The 24303-nt window shown below is 69.0% G+C and carries 24 protein-coding genes; 19 read left to right on the top strand and 5 right to left on the bottom strand.

Annotated elements, in window-relative coordinates; genetic code table 11:
• Window positions 1-50: 50 nt before the first annotated feature.
• Both OEJ37_RS03325 and OEJ37_RS03330 read left to right on the top strand, forming a co-directional pair.
• Window positions 51-698 (top strand): glutathione S-transferase family protein, encoded by a 648-nt coding sequence (locus OEJ37_RS03325; protein WP_174421219.1) that lies wholly within the window; start codon window positions 51-53, stop codon window positions 696-698.
• Window positions 695-1936 carry a multifunctional CCA addition/repair protein gene (locus OEJ37_RS03330; RefSeq protein WP_034179275.1) on the top strand — a complete coding sequence of 414 codons (1242 nt, stop codon included), beginning with the start codon at window positions 695-697 and terminating at the stop codon, window positions 1934-1936. Before OEJ37_RS03325 ends, OEJ37_RS03330 begins: the two co-directional genes overlap by 4 nt.
• Before the next feature lie 42 nt (window positions 1937-1978).
• Here the strand turns inward: OEJ37_RS03330 and OEJ37_RS03335 are convergent, their stop codons facing one another.
• Window positions 1979-2779 carry a helix-turn-helix domain-containing protein gene (locus OEJ37_RS03335; protein WP_263343190.1) on the bottom strand — a complete coding sequence of 267 codons (801 nt, stop codon included), beginning with the start codon at window positions 2777-2779 and terminating at the stop codon, window positions 1979-1981.
• 428 nt (window positions 2780-3207) lie between these two features.
• Here OEJ37_RS03335 and OEJ37_RS03340 point away from each other — a divergent pair, with 428 nt between their 5' ends.
• Window positions 3208-5058, top strand: a complete 1851-nt coding sequence (locus OEJ37_RS03340; RefSeq protein WP_263343191.1) for a M24 family metallopeptidase — start codon at window positions 3208-3210, stop codon at window positions 5056-5058.
• Between the two features lie 49 nt (window positions 5059-5107).
• Here the strand turns inward: OEJ37_RS03340 and OEJ37_RS03345 are convergent, their stop codons facing one another.
• The 3 genes from OEJ37_RS03345 to flgA all read right to left on the bottom strand — a co-directional run bounded on the left by OEJ37_RS03345 (window position 5108) and on the right by flgA (window position 7285).
• A complete protein-coding gene (locus OEJ37_RS03345; protein WP_174421216.1) occupies window positions 5108-5548 on the bottom strand; it encodes a flagella synthesis protein FlgN in 441 nt (146 codons plus the stop codon).
• 77 nt (window positions 5549-5625) lie between these two features.
• Window positions 5626-5955, bottom strand: a complete 330-nt coding sequence (gene flgM, locus OEJ37_RS03350; RefSeq protein ID WP_174421215.1) for a flagellar biosynthesis anti-sigma factor FlgM — start codon at window positions 5953-5955, stop codon at window positions 5626-5628.
• A 118-nt stretch (window positions 5956-6073) separates the two neighbouring features.
• The gene (flgA, locus tag OEJ37_RS03355; protein WP_263343193.1) at window positions 6074-7285 is read right to left on the bottom strand and encodes a flagellar basal body P-ring formation chaperone FlgA; all 1212 of its coding nucleotides are present in this window, start codon (window positions 7283-7285) and stop codon (window positions 6074-6076) included.
• A gap of 204 nt (window positions 7286-7489) precedes the next feature.
• On the opposite strand from flgA, the gene flgB reads away from it, so the two are divergent.
• From flgB to OEJ37_RS03420, 13 genes are all read left to right on the top strand, one after another.
• Window positions 7490-7978, top strand: a complete 489-nt coding sequence (gene flgB, locus OEJ37_RS03360; RefSeq protein WP_174421213.1) for a flagellar basal body rod protein FlgB — start codon at window positions 7490-7492, stop codon at window positions 7976-7978.
• A 42-nt stretch (window positions 7979-8020) separates the two neighbouring features.
• Window positions 8021-8446 carry a flagellar basal body rod protein FlgC gene (gene flgC / locus OEJ37_RS03365; RefSeq protein ID WP_006485701.1) on the top strand — a complete coding sequence of 142 codons (426 nt, stop codon included), beginning with the start codon at window positions 8021-8023 and terminating at the stop codon, window positions 8444-8446.
• 48 nt (window positions 8447-8494) lie between these two features.
• Complete coding sequence (gene flgD / locus OEJ37_RS03370) at window positions 8495-9235, top strand: flagellar hook assembly protein FlgD (protein WP_152864122.1); 741 nt, start codon at window positions 8495-8497, stop codon at window positions 9233-9235.
• A gap of 27 nt (window positions 9236-9262) precedes the next feature.
• Entirely contained in the window at window positions 9263-10504 is a 1242-nt protein-coding gene (gene flgE, locus OEJ37_RS03375; protein ID WP_175919524.1) for a flagellar hook protein FlgE, read from the top strand.
• A gap of 19 nt (window positions 10505-10523) precedes the next feature.
• Entirely contained in the window at window positions 10524-11282 is a 759-nt protein-coding gene (flgF, locus tag OEJ37_RS03380; protein ID WP_152864126.1) for a flagellar basal-body rod protein FlgF, read from the top strand.
• Window positions 11283-11316: 34 nt separating this feature from the next.
• Entirely contained in the window at window positions 11317-12105 is a 789-nt protein-coding gene (gene flgG / locus OEJ37_RS03385) for a flagellar basal-body rod protein FlgG (RefSeq protein WP_027785669.1), read from the top strand.
• A gap of 20 nt (window positions 12106-12125) precedes the next feature.
• Window positions 12126-12815, top strand: coding sequence for a flagellar basal body L-ring protein FlgH (gene flgH / locus OEJ37_RS03390; protein WP_072437537.1), 690 nt, complete (start codon window positions 12126-12128; stop codon window positions 12813-12815).
• Between the two features lie 5 nt (window positions 12816-12820).
• Window positions 12821-13999, top strand: coding sequence for a flagellar basal body P-ring protein FlgI (locus OEJ37_RS03395; RefSeq protein WP_175919523.1), 1179 nt, complete (start codon window positions 12821-12823; stop codon window positions 13997-13999).
• Window positions 14000-14986, top strand: coding sequence for a flagellar assembly peptidoglycan hydrolase FlgJ (gene flgJ, locus OEJ37_RS03400; protein WP_174421210.1), 987 nt, complete (start codon window positions 14000-14002; stop codon window positions 14984-14986).
• Between the two features lie 245 nt (window positions 14987-15231).
• Window positions 15232-15987, top strand: a complete 756-nt coding sequence (locus OEJ37_RS03405) for a flagellar brake protein (protein WP_174421209.1) — start codon at window positions 15232-15234, stop codon at window positions 15985-15987.
• 171 nt (window positions 15988-16158) lie between these two features.
• Window positions 16159-18090 carry a flagellar hook-associated protein FlgK gene (flgK, locus tag OEJ37_RS03410; RefSeq protein ID WP_174421208.1) on the top strand — a complete coding sequence of 644 codons (1932 nt, stop codon included), beginning with the start codon at window positions 16159-16161 and terminating at the stop codon, window positions 18088-18090.
• Between the two features lie 17 nt (window positions 18091-18107).
• Window positions 18108-19343: a flagellar hook-associated protein FlgL gene (gene flgL, locus OEJ37_RS03415; protein WP_263343200.1), complete on the top strand. Its 1236-nt coding sequence runs from the start codon at window positions 18108-18110 to the stop codon at window positions 19341-19343.
• Between the two features lie 268 nt (window positions 19344-19611).
• On the top strand, window positions 19612-20919 hold the full coding sequence (locus OEJ37_RS03420) for a solute carrier family 23 protein (RefSeq protein WP_263343201.1): 1308 nt from the start codon (window positions 19612-19614) through the stop codon (window positions 20917-20919).
• A 39-nt stretch (window positions 20920-20958) separates the two neighbouring features.
• Here OEJ37_RS03420 and OEJ37_RS03425 read toward each other — a convergent pair whose 3' ends face one another.
• A complete protein-coding gene (locus OEJ37_RS03425) occupies window positions 20959-21843 on the bottom strand; it encodes a transcriptional regulator GcvA (RefSeq protein ID WP_263343202.1) in 885 nt (294 codons plus the stop codon).
• A 96-nt stretch (window positions 21844-21939) separates the two neighbouring features.
• Here OEJ37_RS03425 and OEJ37_RS03430 point away from each other — a divergent pair, with 96 nt between their 5' ends.
• The 3 genes from OEJ37_RS03430 to OEJ37_RS03440 are packed head-to-tail and all read left to right on the top strand — an operon-like array spanning window position 21940 to window position 23871.
• Window positions 21940-22566 (top strand): chromate transporter, encoded by a 627-nt coding sequence (locus OEJ37_RS03430; protein ID WP_263343203.1) that lies wholly within the window; start codon window positions 21940-21942, stop codon window positions 22564-22566.
• Window positions 22563-23090: a chromate transporter gene (locus tag OEJ37_RS03435; RefSeq protein ID WP_263343204.1), complete on the top strand. Its 528-nt coding sequence runs from the start codon at window positions 22563-22565 to the stop codon at window positions 23088-23090. The genes OEJ37_RS03430 and OEJ37_RS03435 overlap by 4 nt, the downstream gene beginning before the upstream one ends.
• A gap of 58 nt (window positions 23091-23148) precedes the next feature.
• A complete protein-coding gene (locus OEJ37_RS03440) occupies window positions 23149-23871 on the top strand; it encodes a YoaK family protein (RefSeq protein ID WP_263343205.1) in 723 nt (240 codons plus the stop codon).
• Window positions 23872-24303 lie beyond the last annotated feature (432 nt).

Consider the following 24303-nt stretch of genomic DNA (forward strand, 5'->3'; position numbering starts at 1 on the left):
CCGTTGTTCAGCCTCTTCCTTTCCACCTTCGCGTTATCCGGAACACCGTCATGAAACTCGTCATTGGAGACAAGAATTACTCGTCGTGGTCGATGCGTCCGTGGCTGCTGCTCGCGCATTTCGGCATCCCGTTCGACGAGATCGCGGTCGAGCTGCGCCGCGACGATACGACCGCGCGCATCCTCGAGTATTCGCCGTCCGGCAAGGTACCGTGCCTGATCGACGACCACGGCGTCGCGATCTGGGATTCGCTCGCGATCGCCGAGACGCTCGCCGAGCGTTATCCGCAGTTCCCGATGTGGCCGGCCGATCCGCTCGAACGCGCGCATGCGCGCTGCATCGCGGCCGAGATGCATTCGGGCTTCGCGGCGCTGCGCACGCAGATGGGCATGAACGTGCGCGCGTCGATGCCGGGTCGCGGCGCGACGCCCGACGCGCTCGCGGATGTCGCGCGCATCGACGCGCTGTGGAGCGCGTGCCTCGAGGCGTCGGGCGGGCCGTTCCTGTTCGGCGAGTTCGGGATCGCCGATGCGATGTACGCGCCCGTCGTGATGCGCTTCAACACGTACGAGCCGGGCCTGTCGCCGGACGCGGCCGGCTACGCGGCGCGCGTGACGGCGCTGCCGGCGGTGCAGCGGTGGATCGACGCCGCGCGCAGCGAGACCAATGTGATCGCCGAATACGAACCGCAGCCATGAACATCTACGCAGTAGGCGGTGCGATCCGCGACGAATTGCTCGGCGTGCCCGTGCAGGACCGCGACTACGTGGTGGTGGGCGCGACGCCCGAGCAGATGGCCGCGCAGGGCTTCCGGCCGGTCGGCAAGGATTTCCCGGTGTTCCTGCATCCGCACACGCAGGAGGAGTACGCGCTGGCGCGCACCGAGCGCAAGACGGCGGCCGGCTATCACGGCTTCCAGTTCCATTACGCGCCGGACGTGACGCTCGACGAGGATCTCGCGCGGCGCGACCTGACGATCAACGCGATGGCGCGCGAGGTGAGCCCGGAAGGCGCGCTGGTCGGGCCCGTGATCGACCCGTTCGACGGGCAGGCCGACCTGCGCGCGCGCGTGTTCCGGCACGTGAGCGACGCGTTCGTCGAGGATCCGGTGCGGATCCTGCGCATTGCGCGCTTCGCCGCGCGGTTCGCGGATTTCACGGTTGCCGACGAAACGCTCGCGCTGATGCGGCGGATGGTCGACGCGGGCGAGGCCGACGCGCTGGTGCCCGAGCGCGTGTGGCAGGAAATCGCGCGCGGGCTGATGGAGGCGAAGCCGTCGCGGATGTTCGCGGTGCTGCGCGACTGCGGCGCGCTCGCGCGCGTCCTGCCCGAGGTCGACGCGCTGTGGGGCGTGCCGCAGCGCGCCGACTATCACCCGGAAGTCGATACGGGCGTGCACGTGATGATGGTCGTCGACTACGCGGCGAAGCAGGGCTATTCGCTGCCGGTGCGCTTCGCGGCGCTCACGCACGATCTCGGCAAGGCGACGACGCCCGCGGACGTGCTGCCGCGCCACGTCGGCCACGAGGGTCGCAGCGTCGACCTGCTCAAGCCGTTGTGCGAGCGGCTGCGCGTGCCGAACGATTGCCGCGATCTGGCGCTCGTGGTCGCGCGCGAGCACGGCAACCTGCATCGCGTGATGGAGATGGGCGCGGCCGCGCTGGTGCGGCTGTTCGAGCGCAGCGACGCGCTGCGCAAGCCGGCGCGTTTCGCCGAGATGCTGCAGGCCTGCGAATCGGATGCGCGCGGGCGGCTCGGGCTCGATGCGCAGCCGTATCCGCAGGCCGAGCGGCTGCGGGTGGCGCTCGCGGCCGCGCGCAGCGTCGATGCCGGCGCGATCGCGCGCGGCATCGGCAACGAGGCGGAGAAGATCAAGGATGCCGTGCATCGCGCGCGGATCCAGGCCGTCGCGCAGGCGCTCGCGATCGGCGAATAAAGGGCAGGGAGACAGCGGCGGGCGGCGCGCGCCCGCCAGGCGTCACGGCTTCTTGCGCGGGGCTGCCTTGCGCGCCGGGGTCGCGGCCGCCGGGCGTTTGCCGGCGGATGCGCGCGGCTTGGCCGTAGCCTTCTTTTCCGCCGCGCCGGCCGACCGGGCCGGATCGGCGTCGCGGCCGCGTTTCGGCGCCGGTTCGCGGCGGCTCACGCGCGGCTCGCCCGGCGCCGTGCGCACGACGGGCGCGGGCTGCCTGATTTCCATCGTCGCGGACACGAATTCGGCGCAACTGTCGTCGAACAGCGGTAGCGTGCCGACCGCGATCAGCTCGGCGGGCCCGTCGCCCACGTTGGCGACGCGATGCCGCTTGCGCGCGTCGAAGTGCAGTGAGTCGCCGGGCGCCAGCGGGTAATCCTTCTTGCCGACCGTGTAGCAGATGCGGCCGGCCAGCACGTAGACGAATTCGTCGCCGCCGTGCGACACCCATTCCGAGCGGTAGCCTTCCATCATCTGCACCTTGACCGCGTTGATCTGGCTGCCGTCGAACGTGGTGGACAGCCGTTCGTACCACTGCGACGCGCTGTCGACCGCGTATGGCTTGCGGCTGCCTTCGTGCGAATCGGGCTGCGCCTGGCGCGGCTGGTCGATCAGCGCGCCGAGCGGCACGCCCAGCGCCTTCGCGACGTTGACGAGCGACGACAGCGAGATGCCCGTGAGATGGCGCTCGACCTGCGACAGGAACCCGACCGACAGCTTCGCTTCGGTCGCGACTTCCAGCAGCGTCTTCTTCGCTTCCCGGCGCAGGCGGCGAATGCGCTGGCCGATACGCATGATGTCTGAATCCATGAATCTCTTTCGTGGCAACGAGTCGGGAGGCGAGCGGAGGGGCGGTGCAGTCGCCGGGGCGTTGCCTTCCGCGCATCGCACGAAGCACGGCCGTCGGGACGACGATGCCGGCGCATTGTACCGCGCAGTGTCGCCGGGCGAAGCCACGTTGCGCATGCACGCGGCACCGTGCCGCCGATTTTAGTCCTACGAAAATTTTGGCTTGACCTCAATTTCCACGTGCTCTAGATTCTGTCGCACGTATCAAACAAAGTTAAGTGAGACAAAAATTTCCGGGGTCTGCCGCTGGAACGGTACAGCGGCCCGGCCACGTGCCGGGCCGCGCGTCGTCCGCGCAGCGGCGCCGAGTTGCGTCAGGCCTGCTTCAGGCAGCGCACTGCCGCGTCACGCCGCCGGCCATCGACAACAATGAATAACATGGGCATCCGATGATCGATCGACTGAAATACAGCTTCTCCGGCCTTCCCCCGTACGACGCGTCCGTCGCCGACACGCAGGCCGGTCTGTCGCGCCTGCTCGACGCCGCGCGGCTCGACGCGGTGGTGGTCACGTCGCAGGACGAATACGTCACCGAGTACCTGCCGCGCAGCAATAACCCGCGCTATGCGTTGTCGGGCTTCGACGGCTCGGCCGGCTGCGGGATCTTCCTGAGCGCGGAGACCGCGCGGGCGCTCGGCGTGCCGCCGTTCGTGCTGTTCGTCGACGGCCGTTATCACCTGCAGGCCGAGCAGCAGTGCGACCCGGCGCGCGTGCGCATCGAGAAGCTCGGGATGAACCTGACGATCTGGCAGGCGATGGCCGACTGGCTGGTCGCGCATGCGAGCCGGCTCGCGCGGGTCGGCTACGACGGGTTGCGGATCAGCGTCGCGCAGCGCGACCGGCTGGTCGAGCAGACGCAGGCTGCGGTGCTCGACTGGACGAGCCTCGCCGATCGCGAGATCGACCGCGCGATCGCGCTGCCGGGCTGGGTCGTCGAGCGGCCGATCTTCGAGCTGCCGGAATCGATGACGGGCCTGAGCGTCGCGCAGAATCTCGACGCGCTGAGCCGCAAGCTTGCCGCGCATACCGGCGCGACCGACGGCAGGACCGCGTTCTTTACCTGCGCGTCGGACGATCTCGCGTATCTGCTGAACAGCCGCGGCTATCACATCCCGAATGCGTCGTCGCACCTCGGCTTCCTGTTCGCGGTCGGCGGGGAAGTCGCGCTGTTCCTGCCGGAAGGCTGCGACCGCTGCGAAGTCTCGCTCGAGTCGTATCCGGCGCTGCACGTGATCCGGCGCGACGTCGCGGCGCTCGAGCGCTTTCTCGCGCAGTTCGAGGTCGATCGCGTGTGCTACGGCTTCGAATCGGTGAACTGCGCGCTCGTCGACGCGGTGAGCCGCGTGTGGCCGCACGCGCGCCATGCCGACTTCAATCCGGTCGAGGCAATGCGGGCCGCCAAGACGCCGGCGGTGCTCGACCGGTTCCGCGACGCGTTCGCGCGCAGCTCCGCGGCGATCGCCGAGACGATGCGCTGGGCGAAGACCGGCGAACCGGGCGCACGCCACACCGAATACGACCTGGCGCGCACGATCAACGACGCGTACGGCGCGCGCTCGGCGGTTGCGCTGACGTTTCCGTCGATCGCGGCGAACGGCGCGAACAGCGCGTTCGCGCATTACACGGCGGCGAGCGCCGATGTCGAGCTGACGGAAGGCGAACTGGTGCTGCTCGACAGCGGCGCGTACTACGAAGCCGGTTTCGCGACGGACTGCACGCGCGTCGTGCTGCGCCGCACGCGCGCGGATACGGTCGCGCAGCCGTGGCAGCGCGAGATCTACACGGTCGCGCTGAAGGCCTGCATCAAGGGGCTCGTCACGCGCTTCCCGGCCTCGGCGACGGGCGGCGACGTCGATGCGCTCGTGCGGCAGGTGTGTCGCGATCACGGCCACGATTTCGGCCACGGCACCGGGCACGGCGTCGGGATTCACGTGCACGAGAGCGGCGTGCGTTTCGCGCCGGGCGCGAAATACGGGCTGGTGCCGAATGCGGTGATTTCGGTCGAGCCGGGCATCTACGTGCCGGGCAAGGGCGGCGTGCGGATCGAGAACATCGTGATCATCCGGCCGGACGACGCGCAGCCGGATACCGTGACGTTCGAGAACATCGTGACGGTCGGCTACGACTGGGACCTGATCGATCTCGACCTGCTGGACGACGACGAGCGCGCGTACCTGCGCGACTACGAGCGGCTGTGTGTGGAGCGCGGCACGCAGGTGACGGCGTGTCCGTTGCTGTAAGGAAGGGCAAGGCAGGCGCGCGGCCGTCGGGCGGCCGCGCCGCGCGACGTCAGCGCATCAGCGCCGACACGCGCCCGTCGGGGCCGTAGACGCCGGCTGGCGCGGGCGCCGAGCGCAGCACCGCGAGCGCGCGCTCGTTGTAGTCCATCCGGATCCGGATCAGCATCCCGTTGTTCGCGTTGGCCTGGCGCGCGCGTTCGGCGGCCTGCTGCAGCAACTGCCAGCGGCCGGCGAGGCGTGCATCGCGCTCGGCGGCCTGATCCATCCCTTTCTTGCCCGACGCAAAGCCGAGCGCGGAAAGCTGCGTGTCGCGCGTGCGTTCGAGCTGCGCGAGCCGGTCGATCAGCTCGTTTTTCTTCTCGACGATCCCGGGCAGCATCTCGAGCGGCTCCGCCGTCGTCAGCGCTTTTTCCTCGTAGGCGAGCAGGGACGCGAACGCCTCGACCGTTGCGTGTTCGTCGTTGACCGTGGCCAGCAGCTCTTCTCTCATCGCGTCATGCTCGTCGCGCCGGTGCGCGAGGTGCGGCGCGCCGGCAAACCGGGGGGACCGGCCGCGAGGCGGCCGGCTCAGCTGCCCTGCGGGCGCTGCTGCTGCAGCAGCTCGCGGGCGGTGTTCAATACGCCGTCGGCAATCTTGTTCGCGTCGATCGTCAGCGTGCCGTTGTTCAGCGCTTCCTTGATCGACTGGACAAGGCCCGTGTCGATATCGGCGTCGCCGGACGCGGATACCGAGCGCAACTGGCCGGACAGACCCGACAGGTTCACGGTCGCGTCGCCGCCGGTCGATCCGGCGTCGGCCGCCTGCGCGGACGACGAGGCCGTGCCGGATTGCGCACGGGTCGCGCCGTTGCCGGTCGGCGCAAGGGGGCTCGGTTTCGGAGTGGAATCGATCTTCACGATGGGTTTCCTGTACGGTTTGACCCAGATAACGGCCGGGTCGGCCCGAACTTTAGCATCGTGAGCCCGAAATTCTCCGAATAAACAATTCTTTGCAATCTTGCGGCGGGATCCGTCCCTACAGCGGAATTTCCACGGTGCCGGCGTCCTTGACGATCGCCGTGACGATCTGGCCCGCCGCCATCCGCACCCGCACCGACTGGCCGGGTGCCGCATTCGCGAGCACGCTGCCCTCGGCCGAAATCGTGAAACCCGGGCCGGCCGCGACGACCCGCACCGTCTGGCCGGCCGACACCGACGCCGCGCTTTTCAGCATGTCCTGCCGCAGCGGCAGCCCGGCCGAGATGCGCGCGAGCGCGGTCGAGCCGATCGCCTGCGCCGGATCGGTGATCACCGCGAGCGGCAGCACCGTCAGGTCGCCGTCGCGCGCGATCAGGTCGGCCGCGCCCAGCGGCTCGCCGGGCGCGATCTGGCGCGCGGCGACGTAGTAGGTGGCCTGCACGGCGACCTTCGCCTGAAGGTAGACGGTCCACGGCCGTTCGCCCGCGCAGCGCACGCCGACCGTCGTGCGGCCCCACAGGCGCGCGCCGGTCGGCAGGAACGGCTCGAGCGTCGTGCACGCGGCGAGCCCGCGCGGAAACGCGGTCGTGACCGTCGCGGTGGTCTTGCCGGGCAGGCCCGCGATCTGCTGCTGCAGGAACGCGAGGGCCGCGCGCCGGATCGAGTCGGGGTCCTGCTGGCCGGGCGGCGTCGCGGGCTGGGCCGCCTGGGCCGGGTTGGCGGAAGCCATCGGTGCACGCGGCGCCGGCGCGGCCGACGCGGCGACGGCCGCCGCCATGCGCGCGGCGATTGCCCGCGGCGCCGGCCGTGCGGGATTCGACGCAGGCTCGGCCGTACCGGCGACGACCGTCGCGATGGCGTTGGGATCGGCGGCGCGCGGCGCGCCGTAGGCGGTGTTCGCGCGAGCGGCTGCGTAGACGGGGGCCGGTGCAGGGGGCGGCGGCGGAACGTTCGTCACGACCATCGTGCCGGCCGGCGGCGCCGCGTAGCCGGCGGTGGCGGCACCGGCAGCACCTGCCGCCGCGCGTCCCGCGTCCGGCGCCATGCCGGCGCTCGAACCCATCCCCGCATTCCCGCCGAACTGCCCGCCGCTCGCCGCATTGGCGTGCGCGAGCGCGGTTTCGGCCGTCTCGCCGCGTCCGGGAATCACGATCATCCCGTCGTCCGCATGCGCGGCCGGTGCGGCGATCCACAGCGCCGCGGCGAGCGCAAACGCACGCCGGACGTGCGTGAGCCGCCCGTTCCTGCCGCGAAGTGCGCTGCCCGTCATCGCCGTGTCCTCGATCCGTTGATCCGATTTGCATTCTAGGGAGCCGGACCGCCGCGCAAACGATGAATAGAGGGGGGCTTTGCCGCGTTATTCGCCCGATTGCCGGTTGCGTGCGACGCCTACCATCGCTGTCATGGAAAAAAGCCTCTCGGGTCGCCATCCGGCGCGAGGGGCGTGCAGCGCTTCATACGGAGAGACGCACACATGCTGGACAAACTCGATGCGGAATTCGCGTTCGGCCGACAGGCGCTCGACGTGCGCGCCTACCGGCAGGAACTGCTGTCGTCGAACATCGCGAACGCCGATACGCCGGGCTACCAGGCCCGCGACGTCGATTTCGCGTCGACGCTCGCGCGCTCGCTGAAGCAGACGAGCGGCGGTCTCGCGCCGAGCAACGCCGCGCAACTGCCGATGGCGCAGCCGGCCGGCGTGACGAGCGGCATGTCGATGGTGTCGACGGCGGCGGGCCACATGGCCGGCACGGCGAAGCTGATCCCGACGGGCGGCCCGGCCGACGACTACGGCCGCGCGCAGTACCGGATGCCGCTGCAGCCGTCGCTCGACGGCAACACGGTCGATCTCGACGTCGAGCGCGTGCAGTTCGCGAACAACGCGCTGCACTACGAAACCGGGATGACCGTGATGACCCAGCAGATCAAGGCCATGATCGCCGCGATCTCGACGAACTCGTAAGCGCGCCGCTTCCGAACCCGCGCACAAGCACAAGGAGCCTCCATGCCTTCGTTGATGAACATCTTCGGCGTCGCCGGTTCGGCGCTGTCCGCGCAATCGCAGCGCCTGAACGTCACCGCGTCGAACCTCGCGAACGCCGACAGCGCCACCGGCCCCGACGGCAAGCCGTACAAGGCCAAGCAGGTCGTGTTCGCGACCGACCCGATGGGCGGCGCGCGCACCGCGTCCGGCCAGGGCGTGGGCGGCGTGCGCGTGACCAAGGTGATGGACGACCCGTCGCCGATGAAGTCGACCTACGACCCGGCGAACCCGGCCGCCGACGCGAACGGCTACGTGCAGATGCCGAACGTCGACCCGGTTCAGGAGATGGTGAACATGATCTCGGCGTCGCGCTCGTACCAGGCCAACGTCGAGACGCTGAACACCGCGAAGACGCTGATGCTCAAGACGCTGACGATCGGCTCGTGAGCCGCGCGTCGACCCTAACCCGACAGTTCCGATAGAAGGCCACCCAGGATGACATCCTCCAGCACGACGATCGGCGGCAACGGCACGAACGTGTCGACCCTGCCGACCGACACGATGAACACCAACAGCCTGTCGTCGACCAACGGTACGTCGGCGAGCGACCTGCAGGCGACGTTCCTGAAGCTGCTCGTCACGCAGTTGCAGAACCAGGATCCGACGAGCCCGGTCGACAGCTCGCAGATGACGTCGCAGCTCGCGCAGATCAACACGGTGAGCGGCATCGCGCAGCTGAACACGTCGCTCACGTCGCTGTCGACGCAGCTCACGGCCGGCCAGCAGACGCAGGCCGCGCTGCTGATCGGCACGAACGTGCTCGCGCCGGGCAACGCCGTCGCGGTGAAGAGCGGTGCGGCATCGCCGTTCGGCGTGTCGCTGGCGAGCTCGGTGTCGAACCTGACGATCACCGTGAAGAACTCGGCGGGCGCCGTCGTGAATACGATCAACGCGGGCGCGCAGTCGGCCGGCACCGTGCCGTTCAACTGGACGCCGACCGACGCGGCGGGCAATGCGCTGCCGGACGGCAAGTACACGATCAGCGCGTCGTATACCAACAGCGCCGGCACGCCGCAGGCGGCCACGACGCTCGCGGCCGCGCAGGTGCAGAGCGTGATCAAGCAGGCTGACGGCACGGCGGGGCTCGTGCTGTCGAACGGCACGACGGTGGGGCTCACCCAGGTCGCGTCGATTTTCCCGAACACGTCGTCGTCCGGCGGCACTACGTCCAACTGATTCAGCTTTCCCGAAACGGAGACCGAAATGGGTTATCAACAGGGTCTGAGCGGCCTCGCCGGCGCATCGAACGCGCTCGACGTGATCGGCAACAACATCGCGAACGCGAACACGGTCGGCTTCAAGTCGAGCACCGCGCAGTTCGCCGACATGTACGCGAACTCGGTCGCGACGTCGGTCAACACGCAGATCGGCATCGGCACGACGCTCGCGTCGGTGCAGCAGCAGTTCGGCCAGGGCACGATCAATACGACGAACTCGTCGCTCGACGTCGCGATCAACGGCAACGGCTTCTTCCAGATGTCGAACAACGGCGTGACGACGTACTCGCGCGACGGCACGTTCCAGCGCGACAAGAACGGCTTCATCGTCGACTCGCAAGGCCGCAACCTGATGGGCTACGCGGCTGGCTCGGGCGGCGTGATCAACACTGCGCAGACGGTGCCGATGCAGGCGCCGACGACCAACATCGCGCCGACCGCGACGACCAAGATCACCGGCCAGTTCAACCTGAACTCGCAGGACACGGTGCCGGTCAAGACGCCGTTCAGCGCGACCGACACCACGACCTACAACTACTCGACGTCGATCCAGGTGTACGACTCGCTCGGCGGTTCGCAGGCGGTCAACATGTACTTCGTGAAGTCGGCGGCCGGCACGTGGGAAGCGTACGCGGGCGTCCAGGGCGGCGCCACGACCGATCTCGGCACGGTCACGTTCAATTCGTCGGGCGCGATCCAGAGCACGACGACGGGCACGCCGGCGGCACCGACCACGTCGCTCGGCCAGTTCCAGTTCACGGTGCCGAACACCGACGGCTCGGTGACGCCGCAGAGCCTCACGCTCGACCTGACCGGCACGACGCAGTACGGCGGCAAGGACGGCGTGAACAACCTCGCGCAGGACGGCTACGCGAGCGGCACGCTGACGACCTACTCGATCGGCGCCGACGGCAAGCTGACCGGCAACTACTCGAACGGCCAGACCGCCGTGCTCGGCCTGATCGCGCTCGCGAACTTCAACAACCCGAACGGGCTGGTCAACCTCGGCGGCAACCAGTATGCGGAGTCCTCCGCATCGGGCGTGCCGCAGATCTCGGCACCGGGCAGCACGAACCACGGCACGCTGCAGGGCAGCGCGCTCGAGAACTCGAACGTCGACCTCACGTCGCAGCTCGTCAACCTGATCACCGCGCAGCGCAACTACCAGGCGAACGCGCAGACGATCAAGACGCAGCAGACCGTCGACCAGACGCTCATCAACCTGTAAGCGCGGATAACCGGCAGCCATGGACCGACTGATCTACACGGCGATGACGGGCGCGTCGCAGTCGCTCGACCAGCAGGCGATCGTCGCGAACAACCTCGCGAACGCATCGACGACGGGCTTTCGCGCGCAGCTCGCGACGTATCGCGCGGTGCCGATGAATTTCGGCGACGGCAGCACGATCGACCCGACGACGACGCGCACCTACGTGCTCGCGTCGACGCCCGGCGCGGATTACGCGCCGGGTCCGATCACGCGCACCGGCAATCCGCTCGACGTCGCCGTGCAGGGCGCCGGCTGGCTGTCGGTGCAAACGGCCGACGGCAGCGAGGCGTACACGCGCGCCGGCAACCTGCACGTCGACGAGAACGGCCAGCTCGTCAACGCGAGCAACCTGCCGGTGATCGGCAACGGCGGCCCGATCTCGGTGCCGCCGAATGCGGAAGTGACGATCGGCAAGGACGGCACCGTTTCCGCGCTGATGCCGGGCGACCCGCCGACGGCGGTCGCGATCGTCGACCAGATGAAGCTCGTCAATCCCGATCCGGCCACGCTCACGCGCGGCAACGACGGATTGTTCCGCACCGCCGACGGCAATCCGGCCGACGCCGCCCCTAACGTGGTCGTCACGCCGAATTCGCTCGAAGGCAGCAACGTCAACCCGGTGACCGCGATGGTCGCGATGATCGACAACGCGCGCGCATTCCAGCTTCAGTCGAAGCTGATCCAGACGGCCGACCAGAACGAGCAGACGGCGAACCAGCTGCTCAACTTCAGCTGAGCGCCCGCGCCAGCCCACGCAGGAGACCTTACAAGTGAACCGTTCGCTCTACATCGCCGCCACCGGCATGAATGCGCAGCAGGCGCAGATGGACGTGATTTCGAACAACCTCGCGAACACCAGCACGAACGGCTTCAAGGCGTCGCGCGCGGTGTTCGAGGATCTGCTTTACCAGACGATCCGCCAGCCCGGCGCGAACTCGACGCAGCAGACCGAGCTGCCGTCGGGCCTGCAGCTCGGCACCGGCGTGCAGCAGGTCGCGACCGAGCGCCTGTACACGCAGGGCGGCCTCACGCAGACCGGCAACTCGAAGGACGTCGCGATCAACGGCGCGGGCTTCTTCCAGGTGCTGATGCCGGACGGCACGAACGCGTACACGCGCGACGGCTCGTTCCAGACCAACGCGCAGGGCCAGCTCGTCACGTCGAGCGGCTACCAGGTGCTGCCGGCGATCACCGTGCCGCAGAACGCGCAGTCGCTGACGATCGGCAAGGACGGCGTCGTGTCGGTCACGCAGCCGGGCTCGGGCAATGCGGTGCAGATCGGCTCGCTGCAGATCGCGACCTTCATCAACCCGACCGGCCTCGAGGCGAAGGGCGAGAACCTGTTCGCGGAAACGACGTCGTCGGGCGCGCCCAACGTGTCGCAGCCGGGGCTGAACGGCGCGGGCGTGCTCAACCAGGGTTATGTCGAGGCGTCGAACGTGAACGTCGTGCAGGAGCTCGTCAACATGATCCAGACGCAGCGTGCCTACGAGATCAACAGCAAGGCCGTGACGACGTCCGACCAGATGCTGCAGACCGTCACGCAGATGAAGACCTAACCGGAACACCCGTCGTCGCCATGAAGCAGGTTCGCCTCCTCCCGTCAGCCACCGTCCGCGCCGCGTGCGCGGTCGCGGTGGCGGCGCTCGCCGGTTGCGCGCAGATCCCGCGCGATCCGATCATCCAGCAGCCGATGACGGCGCAGCCGCCAGCGCCGATGTCGATGCAGGCGCCCGGCTCGATCTACAACCCCGGCTACGCGGGGCGGCCGCTTTTCGAGGATCAGCGGCCGCGCAACACCGGCGACATCCTGACGATCGTGATCGCGGAAAACATCAACGCGACGAAATCGTCGGGCGCGAACACGAACCGGCAGGGCAACACCGGCTTCGACGTGCCGACGGCCGGCTTCCTCGGCGGGCTGTTCGCGAAGGCGAACCTGTCTGCGGCCGGCAACAACAAGTTCGCGGCGACGGGCGGCGCGAGCGCGGCGAACACGTTCAACGGCACGATCACGGTGACCGTCACCAACGTGCTGCCGAACGGCAACCTCGTCGTCAGCGGCGAGAAGCAGATGCTGATCAACCAGGGCAACGAATTCGTGCGCTTCTCGGGCATCGTCAACCCGAACACGATCTCGGGCGCGAACTCGGTCTACTCGACGCAGGTCGCCGACGCGCGGATCGAATACTCGGCGAAGGGCTACATCAACGAAGCCGAGACGATGGGCTGGCTGCAGCGCTTCTTCCTCAACATCGCGCCGTGGTGATGACGATGCAGAAGCCCCTTTTCGACCGCCTGTCGTCCCGCGCACGGGCCTTCGCGCGGCTCGCCGTCGCGTTCGCGGCCGCGGCCTGCGTGTTCGGCGCGGCGCCCGCGCACGCGGAACGCCTGAAGGATCTCGCGCAGATCCAGGGCGTGCGCGACAACCCGCTGATCGGCTATGGCCTCGTCGTCGGCCTCGACGGCACGGGCGACCAGACGATGCAGACGCCGTTCACGACGCAGACGCTCGCGAACATGCTCGCGAACCTCGGCATCTCGATCAACAACGGGTCGGCCAACGGCGGTTCGTCGTCGCTGAACAACATGCAGCTGAAGAACGTCGCGGCCGTGATGGTGACCGCCACGCTGCCGCCATTCGCGCGGCCCGGCGAGGCGCTCGACGTGACCGTGTCGTCGCTCGGCAACGCGAAAAGCCTGCGCGGCGGCACGCTGCTGCTCACGCCGCTGAAGGGCGCGGACGGGCAGGTGTACGCGCTCGCGCAGGGCAACATGGCGGTCGGCGGCGCGGGTGCCAGCGCGAACGGCAGCCGTGTGCAGGTGAACCAGCTCGCGGCCGGCCGGATCGTCGGCGGCGCGATCGTCGAGCGTTCGGTGCCGAACGCGATCGCGCAGATGAACGGCGTGCTGCAGCTGCAGCTGAACGACATGGACTACGGCACCGCGCAGCGGATCGTGTCCGCGGTCAACTCGAGCTTCGGCCCGGGCACCGCGACGGCGCTCGACGGCCGCACGATCCAGCTCGCCGCGCCGGCCGACTCGGCGCAGCAGGTCGCGTTCATGGCGCGGCTGCAGAACCTCGACGTAAGTCCGGACAAGGCCGCCGCGAAGGTGATCCTGAACGCGCGCACCGGCTCGATCGTGATGAACCAGATGGTCACGCTGCAGAGCTGCGCGGTTGCGCACGGCAACCTGTCGGTCGTCGTCAACACGCAGCCGGTCGTGTCGCAGCCGGGGCCGTTCTCGAACGGGCAGACGGTGGTGGCGCAGCAGTCGCAGATCCAGCTCAAGCAGGACAACGGCGCGCTGAAGATGGTGACGGCCGGCGCGAATCTCGCCGACGTCGTGAAGGCGCTGAACACGCTCGGCGCGACGCCGGCGGACCTGATGTCGATCCTGCAGGCGATGAAGGCGGCCGGCGCGTTGCGCGCCGACCTGGAGGTCATCTAAATGGCAGCGAACCTTTCCAACGCGAACGACCTCACGCAGCGCTTCGCGCTCGACGTGCAGGGTTTCGACGCGCTGCGCGCGCAGGCGAAACAGTCGCCGCAGGCCGGCGCGAAGGCCGTCGCGGGCCAGTTCGACGCGATGTTCACGCAGATGATGCTCAAGAGCATGCGCGACGCGTCGCCCGACGGCGGGCTGTTCGATTCGCATACGTCGAAGATGTACACGTCGATGCTCGACCAGCAGCTCGCGCAGCAGATGTCGACGCGCGGGATCGGCGTCGCCGACGCGCTGATGAAGCAGCTGCTGCGCAACGCCGGGCAGGGCGCGGGCAGCGACACGGCGGCCGACGTCGGTACGGGCGGCTTGGGTGCGGGTGGCCTCGGCACGGCCGGCAACGAAGGCAGCCTCGCCGCGATGAACGCGATGGCGCGCGCGTACGCGAACGCGGCCGGCAACAACGGCGGGCTCGCCGGCGCGCGCGGCTACTCGGCCGGCAGCGCGCTGACGCCGCCGCTGAAGGGCGCGAGCGGCGCGCCGGACGCCGACGCGTTCGTCGACCGGCTCGCGGCCCCCGCGCAGGCGGCCAGCGCGTCGACCGGCATCCCGGCGCGTTTCATCGTCGGCCAGGCCGCGCTCGAATCGGGCTGGGGCAAGCGCGAGATTCGCGCGGCCGACGGCTCGACCAGCTACAACGTGTTCGGCATCAAGGCGAACAAGGGCTGGACCGGCCGCACGGTGTCGGCGCTGACGACCGAGTACGTGAACGGCACGCCGCGCCGCGTGGTCGCGAAATTCCGCGCGTACGACTCGTACGAGCACGCGATGACCGATTACGCGAACCTGCTGAAGAACAATCCGCGCTATTCGGGCGTGCTGAGCGCGAGCCGCAGCGTCGAAGGCTTCGCGCACGGGATGCAGAAGGCCGGTTACGCGACCGACCCGAACTACGCGAAGAAGCTGATCTCGATCATGCAGCAGATCGGCTGACGGGCCAGGGCCTGCGCCCCGCCGATAACAGGCTCCGGCCCACCGTCAATTACCCTCTCAGGACCGCGCCCGGCAGCCCGCCGCGCGCGGTTTCAACGTTTGCGCGAAAAAAATCGGGAAATCGATCTAAACTTTCGGTCAGCACTGCCGCTAAGTGTGAGAGACCTGCGACCGGGCCTTGTTCTGACCCGGTTTTATTGCGCACCGGTTGTCCGGGCGCCCATGACAAGAAAGACCGGCTAGCCATGAATATCGAAACGTCGACGGACCCCAGCCTGGACGCAGGCCACTCCGGGCCCGACTATGCCCGCCGCAATCCGCTGGAAATCGGCGTGCAGTTGCGCAACCTCGTGAATCGCGGCGATTTCCTGACCGTCCAGTATCCGGGCGGCCAGCTCGTCACGCGGCTGCTCGAGGTCGACGTCGGCGCGCGGACGTTCACGTTCGACTGGGGCGCGCTGTCCGAGCAGAACGCCGGCATCCTCGGCGCGTCGCACTGCACGTTCGCCGCCTCGCCGGAAGGCGTGCGCGTCGAATTCACCACGAGCACGCCGCGCGAGACGCGCTACGAGGGGCTGCCCGCGTTCGTCGCCGATTTCCCCGAAGTCCTGATGTGCATCCAGCGCCGTGAATATTTCCGCGTGGATGCGCCGATCGTCGATCCGTTCCTGTGCCGCGGCAAGCTGCCGGACGGCGAGAGCTTCCTGTTCGAGGTGCACAACCTGTCGCTCGGCGGCGTGGGGCTGCGCACGGCCGACGAACGCGTCGAGGCGCTCGAGGTCGGCACGCTGCTGCCCGACGTCGAGCTCGAGCTGACCGGCCACGGCAAGCTGTCGCTCGACCTGCAGCTCGTGTCGCAGCGCTCGACGCAGATGCCGAACGGGTCGCGGCGCTTCCAGCTCGGCTTCCGCTACATGTCGCTGCCGGGCAGCGCCGAGAACACGCTGCAGCGGCTGATCACGCAGCTCGAGATGAAGCGCCGCTCGCTCGTGCGGGCCTGACGCGCACGCGGCCGCCGGCCCGCACGGGCCGCCCGCCGGACGCTTCGACCAGCGCCGCGCGTGTCGCACGCCGTGCGTGCATTTTTTCCTCAATTTTTTCGATCCGCGGCCGTTATACCGGGAGTTACGCAACCCGGCGGCCGCAGCGCGGCCGGCTCATCAGGATCGCGCATGTCCAACTCACTCATGAACCTCGGCGTCAGCGGCCTGAATGCCGCGCTCTGGGGCCTCACGACGACCGGCCAGAACATCAGCAACGCCGCGACGCCGGGCTATTCGGTCGAACGCCCCGTCTATGCCGAGGCGAGCGGCCAGTACACCAGCAGCGGCTACATGCCGCAGGGCGTGAACACCGTCACCGTGCAGCGGCAGTACAGCCAGTACCTGAGCGACCAGCTGAACGGCGCGCAGACGCAGGGCGGCGCGCTGTCGACCTGGTATTCGCTGGTCACGCAGTTGAACAACTACGTTGGCAGCCCGACGGCTGGCATCTCGACCGCGATCACGAGTTACTTCACGGGGCTGCAGAACGTCGCGAACAGCGCGTCCGACTCGTCGGTGCGGCAGACCGCGATGAGCAACGCGCAGACGCTCGCGAACCAGATCACGGCGGCCGGCCAGCAATACGACGCGCTGCGCCAGAGCGTGAACACGCAGCTCACGAGCACCGTCACGCAGATCAACGCGTACACCGCGCAGATCGCGCAGCTGAACCAGCAGATCGCGTCCGCGAGCAGCCAGGGCCAGCCGCCGAACCAGTTGATGGACCAGCGCGACCTCGCGGTGTCGAACCTGTCGAACCTCGCGGGCGTGCAGGTCGTGCGCAACAGCGACGGCTACAGCGTGTTTCTCGCGGGCGGCACGCCGCTCGTCGTCGCGGACAAGAGCTACCAGCTCGCGACCGTCACGTCGCCGTCCGATCCGAGCGAGCTGACCGTCGTGTCGCAGGGGATCGCCGGCGCGACCCCGCAGGGGCCGAACCAGTTCCTGTCCGACGCGTCGCTGTCGGGCGGCACGCTCGGCGGCCTGCTCGCGTTCCGCAGCCAGACGCTCGACCCGGCCGAAGCCCAGCTCGGTGCGATCGCGACCAGCTTCGCCGCGCAGGTCAACGCGCAGAACGCGCTCGGCATCGACCTGTCGGGCAACGTCGGCGGCAACCTGTTCACGACCGGCTCGCCGATCACCTACGCGAACCAGGGCAACACCGGCAACGCGGCGCTGTCCGTGTCGTTCGCGAACGCGTCGCAGCCGACCACGGGCGACTACACGCTGTCGTACGACGGCACGAACTACACGCTGACCGACCGCGCGAGCGGCACGGTGGTCGGCTCGTCGGCGTCGATGCCGGCCTCGATCGGCGGGCTGAACTTCTCGTTCACGTCGGGCTCGATGAGCGCCGGCGACAAGTTCACCGTGCAGCCGACGCGCGGCGCGCTGAACGGCTTCGGCCTCGCGACGTCGAACGGCTCGGCGATCGCGGCGGCGGCGCCGTACGTGCCGTCGGCCACCACGACGAACACGGGCACCGGGACGATCGGCGGGTTGTCGGTCACGAGCGCGGCGGCCGCGGCCACCGCGCACAAGTACACGATCACGATGGGCGGCACCGCCGCCAGCCCGACCTATACGGTCACCGACAACACGGCCGTGCCGCCGACGACCACCGGCGCGCAGCCGTACCAGTCCGGCACGCCGATCACGCTGACGGCCGGCGTCACGGTGACGGTGTCGGGCACGCCGGCGGTGGGCGACACGTTCACGGTCGCGCCGAACACGGGCGGCACGAACGACGGCAGCAACGCGCTCGCGCTGTCGAAGCTCGTCAACTCGAAATCGTTCGGCAACGGCTCGACCACGCTGACGGGCGCCTACGCGAACTACGTGAACGGCATCGGCAACACGACGAGCCAGCTGAAGTCGTCGAGCGCCGCGCAGACCGCGCTGGTCGGCCAGATCACGTCCGCGCAGCAGTCGGTGTCGGGCGTGAACCAGAACGAGGAAGCGGCCAACCTGATGCAGTACCAGCAGCTCTACCAGGCGAACGCGAAGGTGATCCAGACGGCGTCGACGCTGTTCCAGACCGTGCTCGGCCTGTTCAACTGATTTCGGGGACCGAAGCGATGCGGATTTCCACCACCCAGTTCTACCAGCAGAACGTCGCTCAGATGAGCGACCAGCAGGCGCAGCTGTCGCAGCTGTACCAGCAGATCTCGAGCGGCGTGAGCCTCGCGACGCCGGCCGACAACCCGCTCGGCGCGGCGCAGGCCGTGCAGTTGTCGATGACGTCGGCGACGCTGTCGCAGTACGCGTCGAACCAGAACGCCGCGCTGTCGTCGCTGCAGAAGGAAGACCAGACGCTCATCAGCGTCAACAACCTGCTGAACAGCATTCATACGGTGGTGATCCAGGCAGGCGACGGCTCGCTGTCCGACAGCGACCGCTCGGCGCTGTCGACGCAGCTGCAGGGCTATCGCGACCAGCTGCTGACGCTCGCGAACTCGACGGACGGCTCGGGCAATTACCTGTTCTCGGGCTTCCAGTCGACCACGGCACCGTTCTCGAACGCGTCGGGCGGCGGCGTGACCTACAGCGGCGACATGGGCACGCGGCAGGTGCAGATCGCCGACACGCGCGCGATCTCGCAGGGCGACAACGGCGCGAACGTGTTCCTGTCGGTGCCGATGCTCGGCAGCCAGCCGGTGCCGCTCGCCGGCGCGACCAACACGGGTACGGGCACGATCGGCGCGGTGTCGATCACGAGCCCGTCGGCCGCGACCAACGCACACCAGTTCGCGATCACGTTCGGCGGCACGGCGGCCGCGCCGACCTATACGGTCACCGACAATTCCGTTGTCCCGCCGACCACGACCGCCGCGCAGCCGTATTCGGCCGGCGCGGGGATCGCGCTCGGCAGCGGCCTGTCGGTGCCGGTGTCGGGAACGCCTGCGCCCGGCGACACGTTCACGGTCACGCCCGCGCCGAAGGCCGGCACCGACGTGTTCGCGGCGCTCGACACGATGATCGCCGCGCTGAAGGTGCCGATCAGCAGCAACACGACTGTCGCGGCCGCGCTCGCGAACGCGATGACCACCGGCACGACGAAGCTGAACAACATGATGACGAACGTCCTCACCGTGCAGGCGTCGGTCGGCGGCCGCGAGCAGGAAATCAAGGCGATGCAGACGGTGAACCAGACCAACACGCTGCAGGTCACCAGCAACCTGGCCGACCTGACGAGCACCAACATGGTGTCGACGATCAGCCAGTTCCTGCAGATGCAGAACGCGCTGACGGGCTCGCAGAAGGCTTACGCGCAGTTGCAGAACCTGTCGCTGTTCCAGTACATCAACCCGTGATGCACAGTGCGCCGGCGACGATGCGAGCGCACGCTTGCATCGCCGCCGGCGCCATCCGCTGCCGCCCGCGCGCAACGCACGGGCGGCTGCTTCACCGGGCCGCGCGGCCGTGCGCCGGTTCGCGCATGCGGCAAGCCGCGCCCGCGCTTTCCGGCGGCCCGTTCGCGCTTGCCGCGCTTGCCAGCCTTATTCCCGCTCCGTAAACTCGCGCCAGATTCCAGACCGGCGCGCCCTCCGCAGCCGGCGACCGACAGGAGCCCTTTTCCCCATGTCCGATTCCTACTTCCCGCGCTGGCGGGTGCAATCGACCGGCGCGGCGTCGCGCGTGGTCGGCCCCGACGAGCGCCTCGCGTGGCCGCAGATGGTCGCGATGGGCGTGCAGCACGTCGTCGCGATGTTCGGTTCGACCGTGCTCGCGCCGCTGCTGATGGGCTTCGACCCGAACCTGTGCATCTTCATGTCGGGCATCGGCACGCTGCTGTTCTTCGTGCTGGTCGGCGGGCGCGTGCCGAGCTATCTCGGCTCGAGCTTCGCGTTCATCGGGCTCGTGATCGCGGTGACGGGCTACGGCGGCAGCGGCCCGAACCCGAACATCCCGGTCGCGCTGGGCGGGATCGTCGCGTGCGGCGTCGTGTATGTCGCGCTCGGCGCGCTGGTGCAGGCGATCGGCACGCGCTGGATCGAGACGCTGATGCCGCCCGTCGTCACCGGCGCGGTCGTCGCGGTGATCGGGCTGAACCTCGCGCCGATCGCGGTCAAGGGCGTGTCGGCGTCGACCTTCGACTCGGTGATGGCACTCGTCACGGTGCTCTGCGTCGGCGGCGTCGCGGTGTTCGCGCGCGGGATGATGCAGCGCCTGCTGATCCTCGTCGGGCTCGCGATCGCATACGCGATCTATGCGATCGCGACCAACGGGATGGGCCTCGGCAAGCCGATCGACTTCGCGATCGTCGGGCATGCCGCGTGGTTCGGCGTGCCGGCCTTCCGCACGCCGGTGTTCGACCCGCACGCGATGCTGATGCTCGCGCCGGTCGCGGTGATCCTCGTCGCCGAGAACCTCGGCCACATCAAGGCCGTCAGCGCGATGACGGGGCAAAACCTCGACCGCTACGTCGGCCGTGCGTTCATCGGCGACGGGCTCGCGACAATCGTGTCGGGCAGCGTCGGCGGCACGGGCGTCACGACCTACGCGGAGAACATCGGCGTGATGGCCGTCACGGGGATCTACTCGACGCTGGTGTTCGCGGTCGCCGCGCTGATCGCGATCGGGCTCGGGTTCTCGCCGAAATTCGGCGCGGTGATCCAGACGATCCCGGGCCCGGTGCTCGGCGGCGTGTCGATCGTCGTGTTCGGCCTGATCGCGGTGACGGGCGCGCGGATCTGGGTCGTCAACAAGGTCGACTTCTCCGACAACCGCAACCTGATCGTCGCGGCCGTCACGCTCGTGCTCGGCGCGGGCGATTTCTCGCTGAAGATCGGCGGCTTCGCGCTCGGCGGGATCGGCACCGCGACGTTCGGCGCGATCATCCTGTACGCGATCCTGCGCAGGGAAAAGGAGCCGGGCCCGGTGGTCTGACCGGGAACGGGCGGCACAACGCCGCCCGTCGGCGCGCACTCACGCGCCGGTATTCGACTGCGCTTCCAGCCACGCGCAGAACTGCGCGACGAGCGGATCGTCGGCCGGCGCGCGCGGCGCGATCCACCAGTAGCTGCGCGTCGCGATGCGCGGTCCGGGCAGCGGCATCACGAGCCGGCCGCTCGCGAGTTCGTCGTCGATCAGCGGCAGCGGGCCGAGCGCGACACCGAGCCCGTCGACGGCCGCCTGCAGCGCCAGGTAGAAGTGGTCGAACGACTGCCGCTTGCGCCCCTTCATCGCGACGCCGGCCGCCGCGAACCAGTCGCGCCAGCCTTCCGGCCGCGTATCCGAATGCAGCAGCACGTGCCGTGCGAGGTCGTCCGCGCGCGCGATCGGCGCGCGCTTGAGCAGCGCCGGGCTGCAGACCGGAATCACGCTTTCGTCGAGGAAGTGGCCGCTCGTGCAGTTCGGCCAGTGGCCGGGGCCGCGGCGGATCGCGACATCGAAGCCGTCGAGCGCGTCGAGCGGCGCGTTCGACGTCGACAATTTCAGTTCGACGTTCGGCACGTCGCGCTGGAACCGCGACAGGCGCGGCAGCAGCCATTTCATCGCGAAGGTCGGCAGCGCATTGATGCGCAGCACGCGCGCAGCACCCGTGTTGCGCAACTGCTCGGTCGCGTGCGCGATGCTGTCGAACGCCGCACGCACGGTGTCCAGGTAGCGATGGCCTTCGTCGGTGAGCTTCACGCGCTTGCCGTAGCGGTGGAACACCGGCTTGCCGAGCCACGCCTCGAACGCGGCGATCTGCCGGCTGATGGCACCGTGAGTCACATGCAGCTCGTCGCCGGCGGCGCTGAAGCTTTCATGTCGTGCCGCGGCTTCAAAGGCCCGAAGCGCGGAAAAGGGCGGGAGATCGCGTGCCATGCTTGTGATTCTAGATCACAAGGACGTGCCGATAAAATCGTTTTGCTGGGATCCTGAACGGCGGTAACCTCGGCTGACCGTTTGATGAGGATCCCCATGCAATCCGTTTCCCCGCAGCCTGCCGCGTCACCTCGCAGCGTCGGTCTCGCCGAGCTGTTCACCGGCTTCCTGTCGCTCGGCCTCATGTCGTTCGGCGGCGCGCTGCCGTTCGCGCGGCGCACGATCGTCGACGAGCGCAAGTGGCTGTCCGCCGCCGAATTCACCGATCTGCTCGGCCTGTGCCAGTTCCTGCCGGGTGGCAACGTGATCAACCTGTCGGTCGCCGTCGGCATGCGCTTTCGCGGCATCGCCGGCGCGTTCGCGGGCATTCTCGGGCTGATCGCGGGCCCGACGCTCGTCGTCGTCGCGCTCGGCGTGCTGTATGCGAAGACGCAGAACGATCCGCACGTGCAGCACCTGTTCGCGGGACTCGCCGCCGCGGCCGCCGGGCTGCTCGTCGCGATGGCCGTGAAGGTCGCGAAGCCGCTGCGGCACGCGCGCGCGGCGGCCGGCATCGCGGCGCTCGCGTTCGTCGCGATCGCGGTGCTGCGCATTCCGCTGCTGACCGCGATGCTCGTGCTGACGCCCGTCAGCGTCTGGTTCGCGTCGCGGCGCCGCGATGCGGGCACGCCGCAGCCGGCGCAGGCTGCCGCGCGCGACGCGCAGCCCGGAGGCCGGCCATGAACGACACGCTGGTCGCGATCGCGACGATCTTCAGCCAGTTGTCGCTGCTCGCGTTCGGCGGCGGCAATACGATCCTGCCGGAGATGCAGCGGCAGGTCGTCGACGTGCATCACTGGATGAGCGCGCACGAGTTCACCGCGCTGTTCGCGCTGGCGCAGGCGGCGCCCGGGCCGAACATGATGATCGTGTCGCTGGTCGGCTGGCACGTGGCCGGCTGGGCCGGGCTGCTGGTTGCGTCGCTCGCGAAGTTCGGGCCGTCGTCGATCGTCACCGTGCTTGCGCTGCATGCGTGGGAGCGTTTTCGCGACCGGCCGTGGCGCCGTTACGTGCAGCAGGGGATGATGCCCGTCACGGCCGGGCTCGTCGCGGCGAGCGCGGTGCTGATCTCCGAGGCGTCGAACCGCACGGCGATCCAGTGGGGCATCACGGCCGCCTGCGCGGCGCTCGCGTGGCGCACGCGCATCCATCCGCTGTGGCTGCTCGCGGGCGGCGCGTTGATCGGGCTCACGGGCATCGGGCAGTGAGCCAAGGACAAGCCATCTCCCGTGCAGCATACTGGCGCGAATATTCACGGGAGGATCGATGGATCTGGACGGCGCCAGCCGCAATCTCACTGTCGCCGCGTTGCTGACGCTGTCCGGCGGCTACCTCGACGCGTACACGTACGTCGGCCACGGCCACGTGTTCGCGAACACGATGACCGGCAACGTCGCTCTGCTCGGCATCAACCTGTCGGCCGGCGAATGGGCCGCCGCGCTGCATCACGTGCCGCCGCTCGTCGGCTTCGTGATCGCGGTGTTCGTCGCGCACCTGCTCGGTCTCGCCGCGCAGCGCGGCTGGATGCGGCACACCGCGTTCGCGAGCCTGATCGTCGAGATCGCGTTTCTCGGCGTCGCCGCGAGCGGCCTCGTCGGCGCGTCGAGCGCGTGGCTGATTCCGGGCATCTCGTTCGTCGCGACGCTGCAGACGCTGTCGTTCACCCATCTCGAGGAACTGTCGTACACGTCGGTGATGACGACCGGCAACCTGCGGCGTGCCGCGCAGAAGCTGTTCGTCGGGTTGATCCCGCGCTACGACGCGGGTGCGCTGCACGACTCGGCGCTGCTCGCGACGATCAGCTTCTGCTTCCTGGCCGGCGCGGTGGTCGGCGGCCTCGTGACGCGGCTCGCGCCGGGCGTCGCGCTGTGGGGCGCCGTGCTGCTGCTGGCGGGCGCGTTCGCGGAGATCGTGCGGCGCGCGTGGCGTCGTGCGGGGAACGGTGGCGATGGTGGTCGCGACGACGACGGGGTGGCGCAAACGGCCTGACGGCGCGTATCGCCCGGCAGCCGTTGGTGCCGCGTTCCGGACTTGCCGCGTCACCGCTTCATCAATTTCACCGATCCACCGATCCACCGATCCACCGATCCACCGATCCACCGATCCACCGGCGCACCCGAACGCGGGCCGGTTGCACCGGCCGCGCCCGCTGCGGGCGTTCGCGAGACATCCCGGTTGCATCGATCGCACCAACCGGCCCGCCGCGACACGCCCCTTACCGCGCCGCACCATCGCCGATCCTTACAGCACCGCCGACACACGCCGACACCGTCGCGAACCGTCCTGCCGGCGCGCGAGGCAAGCCCGGCACGGGAAACGTTGTTCCCGGGCGACAGTCGCGCGATTACCGCGCGTTTCAATTTCTTTCAGCGATTGCAGTCGTCATATGATTCAGGCCACATCGCGCGCGCCAAGAACGTG

Source organism: Burkholderia sp. BKH01 (genome assembly GCF_025685725.1).
GTDB lineage: Bacteria > Pseudomonadota > Gammaproteobacteria > Burkholderiales > Burkholderiaceae > Burkholderia > Burkholderia pyrrocinia_C.

Excerpts from the sequence above, each read along its gene's own strand:
- OEJ37_RS03340 (WP_263343191.1), top strand. The coding sequence starts at position 3,208 with ATGATCGATCGACTGAAATACAGCTTCTCCGGCCTTCCCCCGTACGAC.
- flgC (WP_006485701.1), top strand. The coding sequence starts at position 8,021 with ATGCCTTCGTTGATGAACATCTTCGGCGTCGCCGGTTCGGCGCTGTCC.
- OEJ37_RS03425 (WP_263343202.1), bottom strand. The coding sequence starts at position 21,843 with ATGGCACGCGATCTCCCGCCCTTTTCCGCGCTTCGGGCCTTTGAAGCC.
- OEJ37_RS03325 (WP_174421219.1), top strand. The coding sequence starts at position 51 with ATGAAACTCGTCATTGGAGACAAGAATTACTCGTCGTGGTCGATGCGT.
- flgA (WP_263343193.1), bottom strand. The coding sequence starts at position 7,285 with ATGACGGGCAGCGCACTTCGCGGCAGGAACGGGCGGCTCACGCACGTC.
- OEJ37_RS03345 (WP_174421216.1), bottom strand. The coding sequence starts at position 5,548 with ATGAGAGAAGAGCTGCTGGCCACGGTCAACGACGAACACGCAACGGTC.
- OEJ37_RS03435 (WP_263343204.1), top strand. The coding sequence starts at position 22,563 with ATGAACGACACGCTGGTCGCGATCGCGACGATCTTCAGCCAGTTGTCG.
- flgK (WP_174421208.1), top strand. The coding sequence starts at position 16,159 with ATGTCCAACTCACTCATGAACCTCGGCGTCAGCGGCCTGAATGCCGCG.
- OEJ37_RS03335 (WP_263343190.1), bottom strand. The coding sequence starts at position 2,779 with ATGGATTCAGACATCATGCGTATCGGCCAGCGCATTCGCCGCCTGCGC.
- flgJ (WP_174421210.1), top strand. The coding sequence starts at position 14,000 with ATGGCAGCGAACCTTTCCAACGCGAACGACCTCACGCAGCGCTTCGCG.
- flgF (WP_152864126.1), top strand. The coding sequence starts at position 10,524 with ATGGACCGACTGATCTACACGGCGATGACGGGCGCGTCGCAGTCGCTC.
- OEJ37_RS03330 (WP_034179275.1), top strand. The coding sequence starts at position 695 with ATGAACATCTACGCAGTAGGCGGTGCGATCCGCGACGAATTGCTCGGC.
- flgB (WP_174421213.1), top strand. The coding sequence starts at position 7,490 with ATGCTGGACAAACTCGATGCGGAATTCGCGTTCGGCCGACAGGCGCTC.
- flgE (WP_175919524.1), top strand. The coding sequence starts at position 9,263 with ATGGGTTATCAACAGGGTCTGAGCGGCCTCGCCGGCGCATCGAACGCG.
- OEJ37_RS03395 (WP_175919523.1), top strand. The coding sequence starts at position 12,821 with ATGCAGAAGCCCCTTTTCGACCGCCTGTCGTCCCGCGCACGGGCCTTC.
- flgH (WP_072437537.1), top strand. The coding sequence starts at position 12,126 with ATGAAGCAGGTTCGCCTCCTCCCGTCAGCCACCGTCCGCGCCGCGTGC.
- flgL (WP_263343200.1), top strand. The coding sequence starts at position 18,108 with ATGCGGATTTCCACCACCCAGTTCTACCAGCAGAACGTCGCTCAGATG.
- OEJ37_RS03405 (WP_174421209.1), top strand. The coding sequence starts at position 15,232 with ATGAATATCGAAACGTCGACGGACCCCAGCCTGGACGCAGGCCACTCC.
- OEJ37_RS03440 (WP_263343205.1), top strand. The coding sequence starts at position 23,149 with ATGGATCTGGACGGCGCCAGCCGCAATCTCACTGTCGCCGCGTTGCTG.
- OEJ37_RS03420 (WP_263343201.1), top strand. The coding sequence starts at position 19,612 with ATGTCCGATTCCTACTTCCCGCGCTGGCGGGTGCAATCGACCGGCGCG.
- OEJ37_RS03430 (WP_263343203.1), top strand. The coding sequence starts at position 21,940 with ATGCAATCCGTTTCCCCGCAGCCTGCCGCGTCACCTCGCAGCGTCGGT.
- flgD (WP_152864122.1), top strand. The coding sequence starts at position 8,495 with ATGACATCCTCCAGCACGACGATCGGCGGCAACGGCACGAACGTGTCG.